This window comes from Paraburkholderia sp. GAS32, from assembly GCF_050434225.1.
Taxonomy (GTDB): domain Bacteria; phylum Pseudomonadota; class Gammaproteobacteria; order Burkholderiales; family Burkholderiaceae; genus Paraburkholderia; species Paraburkholderia madseniana.
Window position 1 is genome coordinate 73,509 of sequence record NZ_JBNPVS010000032.1, and the last position, 17,699, is coordinate 91,207.

The window sequence follows — 17,699 nt, forward strand, 5'->3', positions numbered from 1 at the left end:
GAACCTCCTCCCACCTGCACCCCACGAAAGGAATAAATCGTCCCAAGCTGTAGAGCCTGCCCGGAGTCGAGGCGCTCGGCACTATTCGCCACGGAACAGCATTCCGGAGGGCTCGGTAATTTTGCGTATACACATGCGTAAATCTAACGCAGATCTTGAAATTTTTTATTTCACAATCAAGTACTTAAACATAAAATTCGAGTCCTCTCGTGGCACCGACTGACGTCAAAGACATCAGTCCAGAGCAGGCCCTACGGCAGGGGTTCTACAAAGCTTTTCCCCGCAGTGAAATTCACAGTCTTCGCAAGGAACCTGGCTTTCAACTCCGACGGAAGACACTTACGTTGCCCTGCGTTGGTTCTAGCGTAGGCTTCTCCCAACATTCCCACTGAATAAGGCGCAACACAATCGTTTAAGAATTGTTAGATCGGTTGGTTGAAATTAAAAGACTGGCGGATTGGCGGCGAACCTGGCGCTTTTGGGGGTGCGTCGCGCCGCCGTCAGAATCTCCGCGGCAGGCGCGGCCCACACTTTTCACCTGCCGCTTTCAATCTCCGGCATCGGTGCGAATAGCGCGTCGAGGTCGTCGTCGGAGAACTTGGCGGCGCCGGCGGCGTCTTCGGAGAGAATACTGTCGGCGAGTCCCGCCTTCTGCTCCTGCAACTCCACGATCTTTTCTTCGATGCTGCCCGCGGCAATCAGCTTGTAGACGAATACGGGCTTATCCTGCCCCAGCCGATGGGCGCGGTCGGTCGCCTGATTCTCGGCGGCGGGATTCCACCACGGGTCGTAATGAATCACGGTATCCGCAGCGGTCAGGTTCAGACCCACGCCACCCGCCTTCAGGCTGATCAGGAACAACGGCACGTCACCTTGCTGGAAGCGCTCGACCGGCGTGATGCGGTCCGTCGTGTCGCCAGTCAGAATGACGTAGGGAATCGCGGCTTCCTCGAGCGCGTCGGCAATCAGCGCCAGCATGCCCGTGAACTGCGAGAACAGCAGCACGCGGCGTCCTTCCTCGATCAATTCAGGCAGCATCGAGAGGAGCAAATCTAGCTTGGCCGAACGCGTGACACGTGCGCCCTTTTCGACCCTTTCCGCTTTTTCCACTTTGCTGCGCTTCCCGCCCGGTTCGCCTGGTTCGCCTGGCGCCTCGTCAACCCTGATTTTCCGCACGAGACGCGGATCGCAGCAAACCTGGCGCAGCTTCAGCAACGCATCGAGCACGATAATGTGACTGCGCGCGAGGCCCTGCGCGCTGACCGCCGCGCGCACCCGCTCCTGCATTGCCGTACGCACCGTTTCATATAGATCACGCTGCGCGCCTTCGAGATCGACTGAACAGACGATGGTGGTCTTGGCCGGCAACTCCTTCGCGACCTCGTCCTTACGACGGCGCAGCATGAACGGCCGGATGCGGCGCGCCAGCAGCGCGCGGCGCACGCCGTCACCGTTCTTTTCGATCGGATTGCGCCAGCGTTTGGTGAAGTCTTTCTGGCTGCCGAGAAAGCCCGGCAACAGAAAATCGAACTGCGACCACAGTTCGCCGAGGTGATTCTCCAACGGCGTCCCCGTCAAACACAGCCGATGCCGCGCGCGCAATCCGCGAATCGCCTGCGCGGCTTTGGTGCTGGCATTCTTCACGTACTGCGCCTCGTCGAGGATCAGCAGGTGATAGTCATGCTCGGCGAGCACCTTCTGATCGCGCCACAGCAGCGCGTAAGTCGTAAGAATCAGGTCGTGCTCGCCGATCTGCTCGAAACGCTCCTTGCGCTGCGGGCCGTTCAATATCAGCACTTTCAGGTCGGGCGCGAAGCGGCGCGCTTCCTCGCGCCAGTTGTGCACGAGCGTGGTCGGCACGACGATCAGTGCGGGACGGTCGAGCCGTCCGGCTTCCTTCTCCGCCAGGATATGCGCGAGCGTCTGCACGGTCTTGCCGAGACCCATGTCGTCGGCGAGCACGCCGGCCAGATCGTGTTCGCGCAGGAACTGCATCCAGTTCAGGCCCTGCTGCTGATACGCGCGCAGTTCCGCCTTCAAACCACGCGGTACCGGCACCTCGTGCAAGCCCGGGCCGGCCTGCAGACGCTGCGCCAGTTGGCGAATCGAATCGTCGCCCTGGAATTGCCAGCGGCCCGTGCTGTTCAATGCTTCGAGGCGGCCCGCATCGACGGAGGGCACCCGCAGCGGCGCGCCGTCGGCCAACGTGCCGCCCAGTGCGTCGAACAGATCGACCAGCACGCGCACCACCGGCTTCAGCCGGTCGGCGCGCAAACGCAGGCGTTTGTTTTCTTCGGTCTTCAACTCGATCGGTTCGTCGTCGGCGATGGCTTCAAGCGCGCCGCCGAGCCAGCGCCGGTCGCGCCGGAACAGATCGGCGAGCAGCGGCTCGAGCCGCACATTGCGCTCGCCGATGCGGATGCCCATCTCCAGATCGAACCAGCCGTCGCCCGCCTGCTGCGCGGTGCCGTCGATCGCGTCGATCTCGATGATGTTGTAGCGGAACTCCGGCGCCATCGTCACGCGCCAGCCTTTGCTCACGAGGTCCGGCACAGCGTCGTTGACAAAGGCGGACCAGGATTCGGCATCGGGCAGACCGAGCATTGTGTCCGGCAAAAGCCGCGATGCGTACACGCGACTGGTCGGCACTTTCTGCAGCCCGGTCTTGCGCAGTTCGAGCAAGCGCTTCTTTTCGGCTTCGTAGCGTCGGCGGATATGGATGACGTCGCCGCCCGGCATGGGCACGAGGGTGACGCTGCTATCGACATTGATGCTGACGCCGTCGTAATCGAAGCTGACACCGGCCAGTTCAACGGCCTCTGACTTGCGCTGCCCCGCCTTGGCCGTTGATGGCAGCGCGTGGCTGTTGAGCGTGAGCACCGGCACGGGATCGACGTCGATCACGCGGATCGCGGAGGCGTCGTGCGTGGGCGGCAGCGGCAAATCGGGCGCGATCTCACGCAACACCGAGGCGACGAGCGGCGCTTCGGCGAGCGAGATCGGCGGCATGGCGAGGTAATCGGGCAACTGCTGGAACGGCAGCGACGATTCGACAATGCCCGCTTCATTGGCGACGCCGTCCACGTACCAGATCGGCTCGGTGGGCAGCACCATGGTGGCGTGCGGTTCGGTGCACAGGACAGGCCGCAGGCGTTCGTCCGCCAGCGGCTCCCATTCGATCCGCCCGGGCCGGTCGGCGCCGCGCGACAGCGGCGTCGGCCCCTCGTGACCCGGCGCCGGTTTGAGCTCGAAGAACAGGCGCCCCGTGGCGATCAGCTTTTGCAGCATCTCCGCGCCGCTGGTGCCGCGCAGAATGAACTGGCCGAAATCCTCGCGCGAGCGGCCCAGCCAAAGCCCGCGCAGGATCGACAGGTCTTCGTCGGAGACAAACCTGGGTTGCTTGAGTAAGGCGGCTTCCACATTGCCCCAAGGCTCGTCGACTTCGACAATCGTGCCGTCCGGATTGCAGTGCGCCCGGTACAACACGACTTCGTGGCGCATGTGGAACTTGGACCAGTTCAGCAGGTAGGCCAGCGTTTGGGTACGTGCGGCGGCCGCCTTCTGGGCAACCGCATCGGCGGCTTCGGCTCGCGCGCGAAAACGCTCGAGCCAACTGACCAGTTCGGGGCGCACGCCAGATGGCGGCTGCATCGCTGTTCCGGACGACGCCTGCGGATAACCGGCGGACGAGCGCTCATCGGCGTCGATGTCACTGTCGACGTTGGTGATGTGGTCCATCTCGTCGTGATACTCGAGCTCGGCGAGCAGCAGCGCGGCGACATGCTTGCAATTGCGGCCGACCGGGCAACTGCATTCGCTCTGCGCCCAAGGTCTGCCGCCATCGGTACGAAACCGCACCCGCGTGTGATAGGGCAGCACTCGTGAGCCCTGCACGTAGCCGCTGAGCTTGGCGCCGTCCCATTTCACGTTCGTGACGGCGCCGACTGAGCGCGCCTTGGCGACGGTGTGGTCACCCAGCCATTCCGTAATCCGTTCCCGATCGAAGAAAACTGACGACATCAGGGTCCATTCCTTTTCAAGCCGGCGGGGGCAACTGTGCGCGGACGCAGAAGTGGCGCGGCGGCGATGAATGGCGACTGCCCGCACAGTTTCAGCCCGGCATAGATTGCCCGTGGTAACCGGCCATTTTACGCGTTGCACGCATTTAGCTGTGGAGACGGCTTGGAAGGCGGACTAAGGCGCCGAAAGCGTGGCCCGGGCTAGCACGTAGGCGCAGCGGGCGCGCCGATCAGCGGCCCAGCTTCGGAGGGTCGACGCGATTACCGTTTTCAGCATCCGGCTCGGCGCTGCGTTGTGCAGATGCCCCGACGCTCACTTCCAGCCCCGTTGCCGCGAACACCTGAGCGAGCGCCGGCACCGGGGTTTCGTCGGTGACCAGCAGATCGGCCGCGTCCGGGCCGAAAGCATGTACCAGCGCGCTATGGCCGAATTTCGCATGATCCGCCGCGACCACGCGCCGCTCGGCCTGCGCAAAGGCGGCGAGCGAAAACGCGACGTCGGCGGGCAGTGCGTCCATGAAACGGCCCTGCATGTCAATCGCGGTGACCGAGACGATTGCGTAGCGCACATGGAATTGGCGCAGGAAGGCAAGCACGCTGTCACCGAAGGCGGCGGAGTCGTCGGCGCGCAGTTCGCCACCTGCAATGAACACCCGGTTGCCGTTGCGCGGCGCCAGCACGCGAGCGACTTCGATGGAATTGGTCACTACCGTGAGGCGCGAGCGCGCGGTGAGCGCTTGAGCAATATGAAGGCAGGTCGTGCCGCCCTCGAGGATCAGCGAATCGCCGTCCCGCACGAGTTCGCTGATGCGCGCGCCGATCGCCTGCTTGCCCTCACGACTTGCCACCATGCGCCGCTGGAACGGCGGCTCGTCGAGCCGCTCGGGCAGCATGATGCCGCCATGGACCTTGATAAGCAGGCCGTCGGCGATCAGCGGTTTGATATTGCGGCGGATGGTCTCGTCGGAAACCTCGAAGCGGCCGGCAAGATCGGTGATCGTGCAGGTACGTTCGTCGCGGACGAGTCGCAGGATTTCGGCTTGGCGTTGGGTGGAGAACATAAGGTTCAGGCGATGACTGACGGACGGAGTCTAGCAAAAACGCACACTTAAACGAAGTGAATGTCCACACATTACCAATGAAAACCACATCGAGACTGGCTGTGATCCGTTCTCGTTAATGCAGTTACGCAATGGAAACGACCTTTTAACGCGCGCTACGTAGCGTTTGACCATGACCGTTTTGTGACACAAGTGCTATCCCAGCGAATCCTGGGAATCGTTGCATTCTGTGTTTTTTTGCGGCAAGCTGTGCACAATCACCAAACCAATTCCCACATATGTCCACATCAATCCCCGCCCACGCCCGTGTCGTCATCATCGGAGGCGGCATCATTGGCTGCTCGGTCGCCTATCACCTGACCAAACTGGGCTGGACCGACGTGGTTCTGCTCGAACAGGGTCAGTTGTCGTGTGGCACGACCTGGCACGCGGCCGGCCTCGTCGGCCAACTGCGCGCGCAGGAAAGCATGACCAAACTGATCCGTTACTCGACCGCGCTCTACGCCGAACTCGAAGCCGATACCGGCCTCGCGACCGGCTGGAAGCAATGTGGCTCGCTCTCGGTGGCCCGCACCGCCGAGCGGATGACGCAGCTCAAGCGCACCGCCGCCGTCGCGCGCGCCTACGGCGTGGCGTGCGACGTGATCAGCCCGCAGGAAGCCGGTGAACTCTGGCCGGTGATGCGCACCGACGACCTGCTCGGCGCCGTCTGGTTGCCCGGCGACGGCAAAGCAAATCCCACCGATCTGACCCAGGCCCTCGCCCGCGGCGCCCGCACGCGCGGTGCGCGCATTGTCGAGAACACCCGGATCACGGCGATTCACACGCGCACCGCGCTCGAAGACAAGGCAAACGCCACGACAGGCGCACGCGAAGTCAGCGGCCTCGCGTGGCGCAACAAGGACGGCGAGGAAGGCACGATCGGCGCGGACATCGTCGTGAATTGCGCGGGCCAATGGGCCAAGGCGGTGGGCCGCTTGTGCGACGTGACCGTGCCGCTGCACTCGGCCGAGCACTACTACATCGTTACCGAACGCATTGCCGGCGTGCATCCGGACCTGCCGGTGATGCGCGACCCAGACGGCTTCATCTACTTCAAGGAGGAAGTGGGTGGTCTCGTAATGGGCGGCTTCGAACCGAACGCGAAACCGTGGGGCATGAACGGCATCCCGGATAATTTCGAATTCCAGTTGCTGCCCGACGACTGGGATCAGTTCGAAATCCTGATGGAAAATGCGCTGCAGCGTGTGCCCGCACTCGAAACAGCGCAGGTGAAGCAGTTCTACAACGGCCCGGAATCGTTCACGCCGGACAACAACTTCATGCTCGGCGAAGCACCGGAATTGCGGCGCTTTTTCATCGGCGCGGGTTTCAATTCGATGGGGATCGCATCGGCGGGCGGTGCGGGCATGGCGCTCGCCGAATGGATCGTCGCAGGCGAACCGACGATGGACCTGTGGCCGGTCGACATCCGCCGCTTTGCGCGTTTTAACGGCAACGACACCTGGCTGCATGATCGCGTGAAGGAAACGCTCGGCCTGCACTACGCGATGCCGTGGCCAAATCGCGAACTCGACAGCGCGCGGCCGTTCCGCCGCTCGCCGCTGTATTCGCTGCTGCGCGATGACGGCGCCTGCTTCGGCAGCAAAATGAGCTGGGAGCGCGCCAACTTTTTCGCGCCGACGCCCGCCGAAGCACAGATCGATTACGCGTTCGGCCAGCAAAACTGGCTGCCGTGGAGCGGCGCCGAACATCGCGCGTGTCGCGAAAGCGTCGCGCTATTCGACATGACGTCGTTCTCCAAATTTCTCGTCAAAGGACGCGATGCGGAAAGCGTGCTGCAAGGCATCGTCGCCAATGATGTCGCGGTACCGCCCGGCACCACGGTCTACACCGGCATGCTCAACGAGCGCGGCACTTACGAATCGGATTTCACGCTCACGCGCCTCGCCGACGATCAATACCTGCTGGTCACCGGCACCGCGCAAACCACACGCGATTTCGACACCATCGAAAAAGCGATTCCGCGCGACAAACACTGCACGCTGGTCGACGTCACCGGCCAATACGCCGTGCTTGCCGTAATGGGCCCACGTTCACGCGAGTTGCTGCAAAGCGTGTCGAAGGCGGACTGGAGCAATGAGGCGTTTGCGTTCGGCCAGAGCCGCGAGGTCGATCTCGGTTACGCGACGCTGCGCGCCACCCGCCTCACCTACGTCGGCGAACTGGGTTGGGAACTGTACGTGCCGGTCGAGTTCGCGGTCAGCGTGTACGAAACCTTGCAACAGGCAGGCAAGGCACTCGGCCTCGTCAACGCGGGCTACTACGCGATCGACTCTTTGCGCATCGAGAAAGGCTACCGCGCCTGGGGTCGCGAACTGACGCCGGATACGAATCCGTTCGAGGCGGGTCTGTCATTTGCCTGCAAGCTCGATAAGGACATCCCGTTCCGCGGCCGCGACGCGTTGTTGAAATTGCGCGCCGAGCCGCTGCGCCGCCGCATGGTGGTGCTCACCGCCGACGGCGCCGCCGATCGCATGCTGTGGGGCGGCGAAGCCATTCTGCGTGACGGCAAGCCGGTCGGCTTCGTCAGTTCGGCGGCGTTCGGGCACACGCTCGGCTGTCCGGTGGCGATGGGCTATATCAACAATCCGGACGGCGTCGCCGATGCTGCGTATCTGAACAGCGGTCAATACATGATCGACGTCGCCGGCGATCTGCTGCCGGCGACCGTGCATCCGAAGGCGCCTTATGATCCGCGCTCGGAACGAGTGAAGGGTTAACGCCCGCCGCGCGCCATACTCGAAAACACCCCGTCGCGGCGGATCAAACCATGAAACAACGCCGCCGCGAGATGCAACAGCACCGTGGCGAACAGCGCGAATGCGAGCCATGTATGCAATGCACGCAGTAGCGCGAACAACTCCGTGTTATGCGGCGCGATCGGCGGTAAATGCAGGGGGCCGTATAGCGTGATCGGATATCCCGCCGCGGATAGCATCGCCCAACCGATCAACGGCATCGCCGCCATCAGCGCGTAGAGGATCAGATGCGACAGCCTCGCGACGGTACGCTGCGGCGCGGGCATGTCCGCCGGCAACGGCGGACTGCCGCGCCGGATACGCACGCTCACGCGCAGTATCACCAACAGCAGCAGCGCTATCCCAAGCGGCTTGTGAATCGCGATCAGCGTGGTATGCGCCCGCGACACCGTCGCGACCATTCCCACGCCGATAAACAGCATCGCGATGATCAACGGCGCCATCGTCCAATGCAGGAGTCGCGCGAGCGGACTGAAATGGGTACGCGTCGGTGTCATGAACGCTCTCCGTTCGACTTCGTTTGATGAACCTCGGGACGCAGCGATTCTTCGCGCGTGCGGCGCTTATACGACAGCGCGTACGCAGCCGAGCGCGCGGCGAGCAACGGATCGTTGGAAGGCCGGATACCGGCCGGCAAGATGGTCGGATCAAAATTGACATCGCGACAGGCACCGTCCTCCTGCGACGTCGTGTGATCGATCACCAGCGTGCCGGCATCGATATGCTGACGATCGTCGGGCCATTGCATCGTCGCGTCGTCGATGGGATCGCCGGGCTGCGCGACCGTCAGGATCAGATGCCAGCGCAACGGTCCATTTTGCAGACGCTGATCGAGGTCGGCTTCGAGGAAATTCTTCTCTTCCTTTTGTGCATCGGTGATCGGCGCATACGGCGTTTCAGGCACCATCGCCCAACGCACGGCGCGAGTATTGCCCGCGCTGTCGGTAAACCGGAAAGCGTTGATGCTGTAGTACGCGGCATTCGCCAGACTCGATGATGGCGGATGGGCTTTCACCCATGCCTGAAACGGTTTGGTCTCAGGATTCGCGGCATAAAACGCCTTCAGCTTTGCAGGGTCCGGTTTGCCGGTCGCGGCATCGGGTTTCGCCGCGACCAGTTGCTGATAGAACTGCTCGGGCGTATGAACCGCGAATACAGGTGTCGAGTTCATTCCGGTGCGCCACTGCTCACCGTTCTGCAACTGGAACAGCAAGGCCATGCTGCGTACCGGTGAACTCGTATCGGGCGCGGACGGATTGCCGCCGGGAACCGCGAAACGGCCGATGACCGGCGTGCGGCCCGGCGCGAATACTGCGGCATGTGAAAGAATCGAACCGGCGCCGCTACTGTCGAAATACCCCGCCACACACAAGCCCTTTGCATGGTTGCGGCGATAGCCGGGATGGGCCTGGCCGGCTACCACTTCGAAGGTATTGATGAAACGTGGCGCGGTGAGCCGCGCAGGCGTCAGCCAGCCTGCCGTATAGGCGAAGCCTCCGGCAAGAACCGCGACGACCGCGCCGATCGCGGCGAGCCGGCATGGCACGCATCGAGGCGCAGCGTTGGGAACGGATGGTTTTGTCACGACGACTCCTTGACTCTCGGATAGATGCACTCATCGGCAAACACCGAGTTCGGCGATCTATTCCATTCGACATCCGGCGCGTCCGTTCCGTGTGCGCGCCGGCTATCGATACCATCAATTGACGCTGCCTGCCGGCACGGTGCTGCTCGCTGCATGGCTCGCGGCGGCTGCCTTGGCGGCAAGTGCTTCCTTGTTGTGCGCGACCTGCTGTGCGAAGATGGGGTTCACATCCGGATACGACGTATCAGTGACGTAGTCAAGGCCGTTCTGCTGGGCTTCGATCAATTCCTGGTACACCTGAGCACGTGTCTTGCCTTCTGCAAAAACGCTCGACGAAGCGGCGAGAACGGCAAGGGACAATGCGGCAAAAGCAATCTTCTTCATGATGAACTCCAGAGAGTTTTGTGCGGGTTTGCATGAGGGATAACCACGAGTTCGCGGCTTTTATTCCTGCCTTGGCGCTTCGTAAAAAACAAACTTCGAACGTGGAATAAACCCCCACCTGTGTGTGTTCGCCACTCGATAGCTGAAATCCGACGAATGCCGAAACCATGACCTCAACCGCCCCTCCCTCCGATTCGCCGCTTTCCGAAGCCGACATTCAGGCCTACGCCGATGGCACGCTGACGCCGGAACGCGCTGCGTTTCTGCAGGACTATCTGGGCAAAGATCCGGCGGAAGCACACCGCGTGGCGTTCTACGGCAGGCTCAACGCGCAGATGCAGCAGGCCTTCCAAACAACTGACGAACCCGTTTCGACCCGCGCCGAAGGATGGCGCGGCGTACTCGACCGGTTGAAGGCCGCAAAGCGCCCGGGCAAAGTGTTGAACGCTCTCGGGGCGCTCGCTCTGACACTGGTCGCCGCGAGCGGCTGGCTGGCCGCCACCCAGGTGTCCCGGCAGGCGCTCAACAATGCCGCCGTGATGGCGTTGGCGGAAACCGCCGCCGCACAGTATTCCGCTGCCTCGCCGACGCGAACCGACGTGGCCGCCCCCAACCTCGCGGCGATCGGATTGCGACTGGTGGATCAAAGGGTCCTATCGCTCAGCCCCTTCCAACGCGCCAGCGAATTCATCTATCTGAACGGCGACAACCGCCCCGTCGTGCTGATTTCCACGCTGGCACTGCTGGCGCCGGCCCAGCCGCAGTGGGCCGCCCTGCGTATCGGCGAGATCAGGCTGCTGACCTGGACGGCGCAGCGCCAGCGCTTTGTGGTCGCCGGCGACGCCCGCACCCACGGTCTGATGCGCGCCGCCGACGTGATGACCGTGCGATAGACCCTCTCCAGGTTTTTGCAACGCTGCAAAAACAACGGAATAAAATGCACCCACGCGTGTTTGCAGTTCGAATGCGCGTGGTGGTTCAATCGACGGCCGCCCACCCGGCGCCCCACGAGAAGCCCACGATTGGGATTGAAAATGGATGTCCGTGACGAGCTGATTGAGCATGTGCCGCGCTTGCGGCGCTATGCGCGAGCGCTGATCAACAATCGCGATCTCGCCGACGACCTGGTGCAGGACACGCTCGAACGCGCGCTCGGCCGGACCGGCATGTTCCAGCCCGGCACCGACCTGCGTGCGTGGCTGTTCACGATCATGCATAACGTGTTCGCCAATCAGGCGCGCAAGGCGTCGGCGCGTGCAGTCCACGTGGCGGTCGACGACGACAGCGTCCACGAAAGCGAATTTGCCGTGCCGTCCGATCAGACCCGTTCGCTGGAAATGCGCGACCTCGACTACGCATTGCAGCGCCTGCCCATGGAGCAGCGCGAAGTGGTGCTGCTGGTCGGTCTCGAGGAAATGAGCTATGCCGATGTGGCCCTCGCGCTGAACATTCCGATCGGCACGGTCATGTCGCGCCTTTCACGCGGACGCGAGCGGCTTCGGGCATTGATGGCGGGCACGCAGCCCGGTGCAAAATTACAGGTGGTGCGATGAGCGACCAACACACTCCGATCGGCGAACAAGAGCTGCACGCCTATGTGGACGGCACGCTGTCCGACGAACGACGCATCGAGGTGGAGCGCGCGCTCGAACAGAACCCCGAGTTGGCCACACGCGTCAGCGATTATTTCTCGCTGAACAACATGTTTCATGAACGCTATGACCGCGTGCTGAGCGAGCCCGTGCCCAAACGTCTGCAAACGCCTCTGGCCAGTAGGCGCCGCTGGCGCATAGCCGCCAACTGGCCGCAGTTCGCCGGGATGGCGGCAGCGCTGGTGCTGGGCGTAGGCATCGGCGTCGGCACGCATATGGGACAGGACGTCGTGGCGCCGGTCACCGACCACTCCGACACGCGCCCGGTCAGTGCGGACAGTTCGGAAATGTTTGCGCGGCAAGCCGCGGTGGCGCATGTGGTCTATATGCCCGCCGTCGACCGTCCAGCCGAAATGACGGCGGATCACGAACAGGATTTCGTGCAGTGGCTGTCCAACCGGCTCGGCACCAATGTGCATCCGCCGATGCTTTCGAAGAGCGGTTTCAATCTTTCGGGCGGGCGTCTGTTGCCAGGCGCCGATGGGCCGACCGCGCAGTTCATGTATCGCGGGCCGAACGGCGAACGCGTGACACTGTGCATTTCGCATCGTCAGGTGAACTCGAATACCACCGCGTTCAAGCTGTATCAGGACGGGCCGGTGAACGTGTTCTACTGGGTCGACGGCGACTTTGGCTATGCCGTGTCAGGCGGGATCGATCGCAAGGTGCTGTTGCAACTGTCGCATGACGTGTACTCGCAATTGACGGGCGCCGCGCCGGGTTGAGATGCCGTGTCAGGTCGCGATAGCGGGTTCAGTTTGTCGCACTGCTGCCGCGATCGAGCGACGCCGCGCGCATCGCGTCGCTCGGATTGGTGAAGAACTGCTGGCGCAACTGCGCAATCTGCGCGTCGCGTTGCTGAGGTGGCAAACCCTGTTTGTCGATCTGCGCGCGCTGGCTTGAATAGTCCGCATAGCGGGCTTGCCAGGCGTCGTCAGCCTGCTGCATCTGCACGACGCGTTGCGCCGCTTCAGGTCCAAGTGTCTGCGTAATCCGTGCGCGCATCGTATCGAGCGAGCCGCCCTGCTTCTGCGCCTGACTGATCGCGTCGAGTGCGGCCTGCTGCGGGCGTGCCCGTTCGTGGGCCGCGCGTGTTTCCGGCGGCAGTGCCGCGTCTAGTGCGGCGAGACGCGCCGCTTTTTCCGCGGCGCTCATCGCGCCATCTGACGCGATGCGCAGACGCGCCACATCCGTATGTTGCTGCTGCGATTCGGCGCCGAAGAACGGCTCGCTCCATTCGCCCATCAAGCGGGTGCCTAAGGCATCGCGCTGGTCGAGCGAGAGCTGCAGCGCGTCGAGGTCCAGCTTTGCGCCGCTCTGGCTTTGGATTGGCGAGGTTTGTGGCAACTGGTCGAGCGCCGTGCGATAAGCGTTGTAGCGCTGCCAGACAGTCACCGCTTCTTCGGCGGCCGGCGTGCCGTCGAGTTGCGCGGCGATCTGCCGACGCACCAATGCATCGAGCGTCGCGGGAGAGATTTCGTTTTGCGCCGTCAGGAAGTAGTCGAAGAAATCGCGGACCGCACGCGTGTGCGCGAGGTGGCCGCGGCCATCGGTTGGCAGATGAGGTGGCGACGAACCGTCGAGCGAAGCGGGCAATGCGCCGGCCGCCGACGTGCCGGCGGCCATGTCCTTGCCCGAAGCGAGCGCGGGTTTCGCAGAACTCGCCGCATTCACCGCATGCAGCGCGGATGCATGATGCGCGGACGGCGGGCGGTTCAGCCACAAGGCCGCACCCGCCGACACCGCACCCACCGCCACGAAAACCAGCCACTGACTCCGCGCGCTGCCCCGCTGCCTCTCCAATCGCCGCATCCGTTCACACGCCTTGCGTCTTCAGGCGGTTCGCCTGCATGCGAATCACTGCCACCGGATCCGCCGCATTCGCGCCGCGCACGCCGAGCAACTGGTTGATCTCGTCGAGATGGTTCCACTTGTAGCTCGTGCCAAGCACCTTGCCGTAGAGCGCGCTGCACACCGAGACGAGTCCGTCGTTCTGCCCCGACTGGCGGCTCAGCATGATCGCGCCGGTGCCGTACAAAACGAGTGTCGACGGATCAAGGAGGTTGGCGGAATCGATTGGGGCGGCGCTGGTGTCGGTGGCGCCAGGGATGCCCAGCACGGAGGTCGGCTGAATCGCAGTGCCCGCCCACGAGTACAGCAGATGCGTGTTGCCGTTGACGGTCTCAGTCGCGGCGCCCGTTTGGCACGAGCCGGGTGCACCGAGGCCAGCGCTCGGATAGCGCAAGTTGTAGGCCGCGGCGTTAGCCGTGGTCAGCGTTTGCAGCGCGGCTACCGCATTCTGATTCGTGTTGTTATTACTACTCGTCAGGATGCCGAATATATTCGCAAACGCGCCGATGATCGATGTCGAAAGACCGGTCGGATCTTTTTGCAACGCGTCCTGCACGAAATCGGCGAACTCCGAGCCGCGATGCGGCGTCCCAATCGTGGTGACCGAAGCGACGAGTTCCGGCGCTACCGCAGCGACATAGCGCGAGGTCAAGCCACCCTGGCTGTGGCCGATCAGATTCACCTTCTGTGCGCCGGTCGCGGCCAGGACCTGTTTCACGTAGGCGAGTAATTGTTCGCCGCGCCCGTTCGGACCGTCATCGGTCTGAAAGCCCGACAGGTTCGCCACATACACGCTTGCGCCGTGCTGCTGGAGGTCGGACTGAATGCCGTACCAGTAGTCGAGTACGCCGAGATATTTGTCGGTCCCGGTGAGGCCATGGACGAGGATGATCGGATAGCGGGTTGCCGCATAATCGTCGGCGCTGGTGGTCGACGTCGCGGCGATTGCGCGATCGATGGCAACCGGTGTGGCGATTGTGAGAAGCACAGCGAGCGGCGCATTGGCGACAGCGGCCGCAATCGCCCAGGCGACGATGCGAGAACCCTTCGATTTCGACATGTGACGGCCTCCGGTTGCGAAGTCCGCGTATTTAGCTATACAAATCGATCGAGGGCAATAGAGCGGGAACTCCAAACTGCTTATGCTGCAGTGCGTTTCTAAGGTCTATCGCAGTGTGGCGATGCGACGGGCATTGACGGCATCGAGGTCGACAATGCTGCCTGGATTCGCGCTTGACTTGACCAACTCCCGCGGCGTCACCCCTAACAACCGCCCCATCCAATGCGCCATATGACTCTGATGCGCAAAGCCCGTCTCCAGCGCGATCTGACTCGCGCTCAACCTGCCTTGAAGCAATAGCGCCCTCGCCCGCTCCACTCGCCGTTGCACCACATACTGATGCACCGGCATACCGAGCGTTTCGCGAAACAGCACCTTGAAATGCGGGACACTCAATTCAGCATGCACCGCCAGTTCGCCAAGCGTGAGGCGTTGATCGAGGTGCGCTTCGATAAACTCGATCACGCGAGCGGCAGTCTTCGGCGCAAGCGTGCGACGTTTGTTCTCGAGTTTGTCGAGCACCGGCGCGCTGCCGATCAGCCGTACCACCATCGCGGTACACAGGCTTTCGGCGAAGAGCGGATCGGACGCATCGTCCGCTTCGAGTTCCGCGCGTAGCGCCCAGGCCAGATGCTGAAAACGTGGGTCGCGCATCTGGAACTGCGGACGAAGCCGCGCTTCGCTCGTCTTCAATTCCAGTTGCTCGACGGTCCTCTGTGCGAAGTCTTCGCCGATCCACACACTGAAAATCGTGCAGGCGGCTTCATCGGTCCACTGTCCGTCGACGCCAGCGGGAATCACATCCGCATCGCCATGCGCCTGAATCCGCGAAAAGCGGCGCTCATTGCACATGCAACGCGCCTTGACCGGCGCGCCGACATGCACACCCACGCGATGATGCTTGAGCGCCGGAATCCGGTGCAGCCCGGCCGACACGTTGACCAGTTCCGCGCCGAAGCCCTGCCAGCCGAGCGTCTTGCTCGAGAGCAGCGCTATGCGGGAGCCACTGTGCGGCTGCGGTATCGGTGTCACGGCGTTCATTGCTTTTCCTCGTGGATGGCGGCAAACGTGTGTGCATTGTGCTGCGTTTTTCGCTCCTTCGCTTGGCTCGCACCGCCTCAACACACGTGCTGCGCCGCCACAAAGAAAAACAATCATCCGAATCTGCGCACGACGATCCGTGCCCGCGCGTTTCTCCGTCCCCGTATCCCTAAGATGGCCGCATACCGACCCAGGAAGGAGCTCAACGTGTTCGTGATCTTTGGAGCAGCAGGCAATGTTGGCAGAGTGAGCGCGGCGGCGTTGCGCCGGGCGGGCCGCGAAGTGCGCGCGGTCGTGCGCCAAGCCGAGCAAGGCGACGTGTTAGCGGAAATCGGCTGTGAAATCGCCATCGCCGATCTGCTCGACCCAGCTTCGGTAGCACGCGCTATCGAGGGAGCGTACGCGGTGCAGATACTGTGCCCAGTGCCACACGCAGACGCCGATCCCGCAACCACGATGCGGCGCATGATCGACGTGAGCGCGGGCGCATTACGCGCCAACCCGCCGCAACGCGTGCTCGCGCTGTCCGACTACGGCGCGGAACACGCGAGCGGCACCGGCATCACGACGCTGTTTCACACCCTCGAAACGCAACTCGCGCCCGTTGCCTCACAGTTGACGTTTCTGCGTGCAGCGGAACACATGCACAACTGGGGTCGCGTGCTGCCAATCGCGCTCGCGAGAGGCGTGCTGCCGAGTCTGCATCATCCATTGAGCAAGCTGTATCCGACGGTCGCCGCACAGGATGTCGGGCTGCTGGCCGCCGAACTATTGCTCGACGACAGACCGGCGAAGGTGTCACCACGGGTGGTGAGCATCGAAGGTGAAGCGCGTGTCAGCGCGTTAGACGTCGCGCGTACGCTCGGTGCATTGGCGCACCGCCAGATCACGGCCTACGAAGTGCCACGCGGCGAATGGGCCGCCATGCTCCATGGCGCGGGACTCGGTGAGAACCACGCGCGTCTCATCACGGATCTATACGACGCGCACAACGCGGGCCGCATCGACGTCGAAACGGAGATCAGCGAGCGGCGCTTCGGCGCGACTGCGCTAGCGGATGTGTTTGCGTCGATCCTGGCGCGTGTCGCTGCAACTTCAACTGCAACTGCGACGGCTCGCTAAACCGCACTCGCGATAGGAGAAACGACATGCATACTTGCCCTTTGCTGCGCGCATCGATGGAAGCTCGGAAAAGCGCGACGCATCACATCCCGCAACCACGCGGAACGACGAACACCCGCTACTGGACGGCCATCTCAGCAGGTCTTGCGGGACTCATCGGTTGGCGAGCGCTTCGGGACATGCTCAACGCGATTCCCGATAGCAACGACGACTTTGGTTTGTTCTGATTCGACGCGGCTCGAATCGAATCGAATCGAATCAATTCGGCTCCACTCGCGGTTCGATAAGCCGTAGACACGCCGCAGATGGGTCATCACCATGTCAAAGTCCGCACTAAATTGACAAAACCGACGCCACGACACCGGCCGCCGTTTGCAAACGGTGGCCGGTGCGCACGCGTCAATTATTCGTTCTCGTCGAAGTAGTGCCCAAACTTCAACTGTTTGGTGCGGATATAGCGCTCGTTTTCCTCGCGCATCGGAATCGCCAGCGCGACGCGCTCGCACACCGGAATGCCATGCTTTGACAGCGTGTCGAATTTTTCCGGATTGTTGCTCATCAGGCGAACCGAGGTGACCTTGAGCGTGCGCAGAATGCCTGCCGCGGAGTCGTATTCGCGCGAGTCATCGGGTAAGCCGAGATCGAGATTGGCCTCGACGGTGTCGCGGCCCTGCTCCTGCAACGCATACGCGCGAATCTTGTTCGACAGGCCAATGCCGCGCCCCTCGTGGCCGCGCAGATACAGCAGCACGCCGCAGCCTTCAGCCGCGATATAGCGCAGCGCCAGATCGAGTTGTTCGCCGCAATCGCAGCGGTACGAGCCGAGCACGTCGCCCGTCAGGCACTCGGAGTGCAGGCGCGTCAACACGGACGACTGGTTTGCGACGTCGCCCATCACGAGCGCGAGATGTTCGGCGCCGCTTTCGGCCACGCGAAACACGTAGGAGGTAAACGTGCCGTAGCGCGTGGGGAGCGTGGCGGTAGCGTCGAGGACGACGCACTCGCCGCTGGGTGCGCCGTCTGTTGCTTGCGACGGATCGTGAGACGTGAGCATGGCGTTGGACAATGGTGCTGACATGAACCCGCAATATTGGGATGCGGT

15 protein-coding genes are annotated in these 17,699 nt (G+C 62.8%); 6 read left to right on the forward strand and 9 right to left on the reverse strand.

What is annotated here, in order from left to right; translation table 11 throughout:
* Nucleotides 1–534: 534 nt before the first annotated feature.
* Both P3T25_RS31605 and P3T25_RS31610 read right to left on the reverse strand, forming a co-directional pair.
* Complete coding sequence (locus P3T25_RS31605; RefSeq protein ID WP_154565320.1) at nt 535–4,020, reverse strand: DEAD/DEAH box helicase; 3,486 nt, start codon at nt 4,018–4,020, stop codon at nt 535–537.
* 229 nt (nt 4,021–4,249) lie between these two features.
* The gene (locus P3T25_RS31610; protein WP_429360825.1) at nt 4,250–5,080 is read right to left on the reverse strand and encodes a DeoR/GlpR family DNA-binding transcription regulator; all 831 of its coding nucleotides are present in this window, start codon (nt 5,078–5,080) and stop codon (nt 4,250–4,252) included.
* Between the two features lie 278 nt (nt 5,081–5,358).
* Here P3T25_RS31610 and P3T25_RS31615 point away from each other — a divergent pair, with 278 nt between their 5' ends.
* The gene (locus P3T25_RS31615; protein WP_429360827.1) at nt 5,359–7,863 is read left to right on the forward strand and encodes a GcvT family protein; all 2,505 of its coding nucleotides are present in this window, start codon (nt 5,359–5,361) and stop codon (nt 7,861–7,863) included.
* Here the strand turns inward: P3T25_RS31615 and P3T25_RS31620 are convergent.
* The 3 genes from P3T25_RS31620 to P3T25_RS31630 form a co-directional block, all read right to left on the reverse strand.
* Nucleotides 7,860–8,399 carry a cytochrome b gene (locus P3T25_RS31620; RefSeq protein WP_266258822.1) on the reverse strand — a complete coding sequence of 180 codons (540 nt, stop codon included), beginning with the start codon at nt 8,397–8,399 and terminating at the stop codon, nt 7,860–7,862. The genes P3T25_RS31615 and P3T25_RS31620 overlap by 4 nt on opposite strands.
* Nucleotides 8,396–9,487: a catalase family peroxidase gene (locus P3T25_RS31625; protein ID WP_429360830.1), complete on the reverse strand. Its 1,092-nt coding sequence runs from the start codon at nt 9,485–9,487 to the stop codon at nt 8,396–8,398. Before P3T25_RS31625 ends, P3T25_RS31620 begins: the two co-directional genes overlap by 4 nt.
* A gap of 114 nt (nt 9,488–9,601) precedes the next feature.
* Nucleotides 9,602–9,871 carry a DUF4148 domain-containing protein gene (locus tag P3T25_RS31630; protein ID WP_429360832.1) on the reverse strand — a complete coding sequence of 90 codons (270 nt, stop codon included), beginning with the start codon at nt 9,869–9,871 and terminating at the stop codon, nt 9,602–9,604.
* A gap of 167 nt (nt 9,872–10,038) precedes the next feature.
* Here P3T25_RS31630 and P3T25_RS31635 point away from each other — a divergent pair, with 167 nt between their 5' ends.
* From P3T25_RS31635 to P3T25_RS31645, 3 genes are all read left to right on the forward strand, one after another.
* Nucleotides 10,039–10,764, forward strand: coding sequence for an anti-sigma factor family protein (locus P3T25_RS31635; protein WP_429360833.1), 726 nt, complete (start codon nt 10,039–10,041; stop codon nt 10,762–10,764).
* A 141-nt stretch (nt 10,765–10,905) separates the two neighbouring features.
* The gene (locus P3T25_RS31640; protein ID WP_154565313.1) at nt 10,906–11,424 is read left to right on the forward strand and encodes a sigma-70 family RNA polymerase sigma factor; all 519 of its coding nucleotides are present in this window, start codon (nt 10,906–10,908) and stop codon (nt 11,422–11,424) included.
* Nucleotides 11,421–12,248 (forward strand): anti-sigma factor family protein, encoded by an 828-nt coding sequence (locus P3T25_RS31645; protein ID WP_266239184.1) that lies wholly within the window; start codon nt 11,421–11,423, stop codon nt 12,246–12,248. The genes P3T25_RS31640 and P3T25_RS31645 overlap by 4 nt, the downstream gene beginning before the upstream one ends.
* Nucleotides 12,249–12,276: 28 nt before the next feature.
* On the opposite strand, the gene P3T25_RS31650 is transcribed toward P3T25_RS31645, so the two are convergent.
* The 3 genes from P3T25_RS31650 to P3T25_RS31660 form a co-directional block, all read right to left on the reverse strand.
* The gene (locus tag P3T25_RS31650) at nt 12,277–13,335 is read right to left on the reverse strand and encodes a lipase secretion chaperone (protein ID WP_154565311.1); all 1,059 of its coding nucleotides are present in this window, start codon (nt 13,333–13,335) and stop codon (nt 12,277–12,279) included.
* Nucleotides 13,336–13,339: 4 nt separating this feature from the next.
* Nucleotides 13,340–14,434, reverse strand: coding sequence for a triacylglycerol lipase (locus tag P3T25_RS31655; protein WP_154565310.1), 1,095 nt, complete (start codon nt 14,432–14,434; stop codon nt 13,340–13,342).
* Between the two features lie 105 nt (nt 14,435–14,539).
* Nucleotides 14,540–15,475 (reverse strand): AraC family transcriptional regulator, encoded by a 936-nt coding sequence (locus P3T25_RS31660; protein WP_266239182.1) that lies wholly within the window; start codon nt 15,473–15,475, stop codon nt 14,540–14,542.
* A gap of 207 nt (nt 15,476–15,682) precedes the next feature.
* Here P3T25_RS31660 and P3T25_RS31665 point away from each other — a divergent pair, with 207 nt between their 5' ends.
* Both P3T25_RS31665 and P3T25_RS31670 read left to right on the forward strand, forming a co-directional pair.
* Nucleotides 15,683–16,597, forward strand: a complete 915-nt coding sequence (locus tag P3T25_RS31665; protein ID WP_168435897.1) for an NAD(P)H-binding protein — start codon at nt 15,683–15,685, stop codon at nt 16,595–16,597.
* A gap of 26 nt (nt 16,598–16,623) precedes the next feature.
* Nucleotides 16,624–16,824 (forward strand): hypothetical protein, encoded by a 201-nt coding sequence (locus P3T25_RS31670; RefSeq protein WP_154565307.1) that lies wholly within the window; start codon nt 16,624–16,626, stop codon nt 16,822–16,824.
* Nucleotides 16,825–17,000: 176 nt separating this feature from the next.
* Here the strand turns inward: P3T25_RS31670 and ribA are convergent, their stop codons facing one another.
* Nucleotides 17,001–17,651 (reverse strand): GTP cyclohydrolase II, encoded by a 651-nt coding sequence (gene ribA / locus P3T25_RS31675; protein WP_154565331.1) that lies wholly within the window; start codon nt 17,649–17,651, stop codon nt 17,001–17,003.
* Nucleotides 17,652–17,699: the final 48 nt, after the last annotated feature.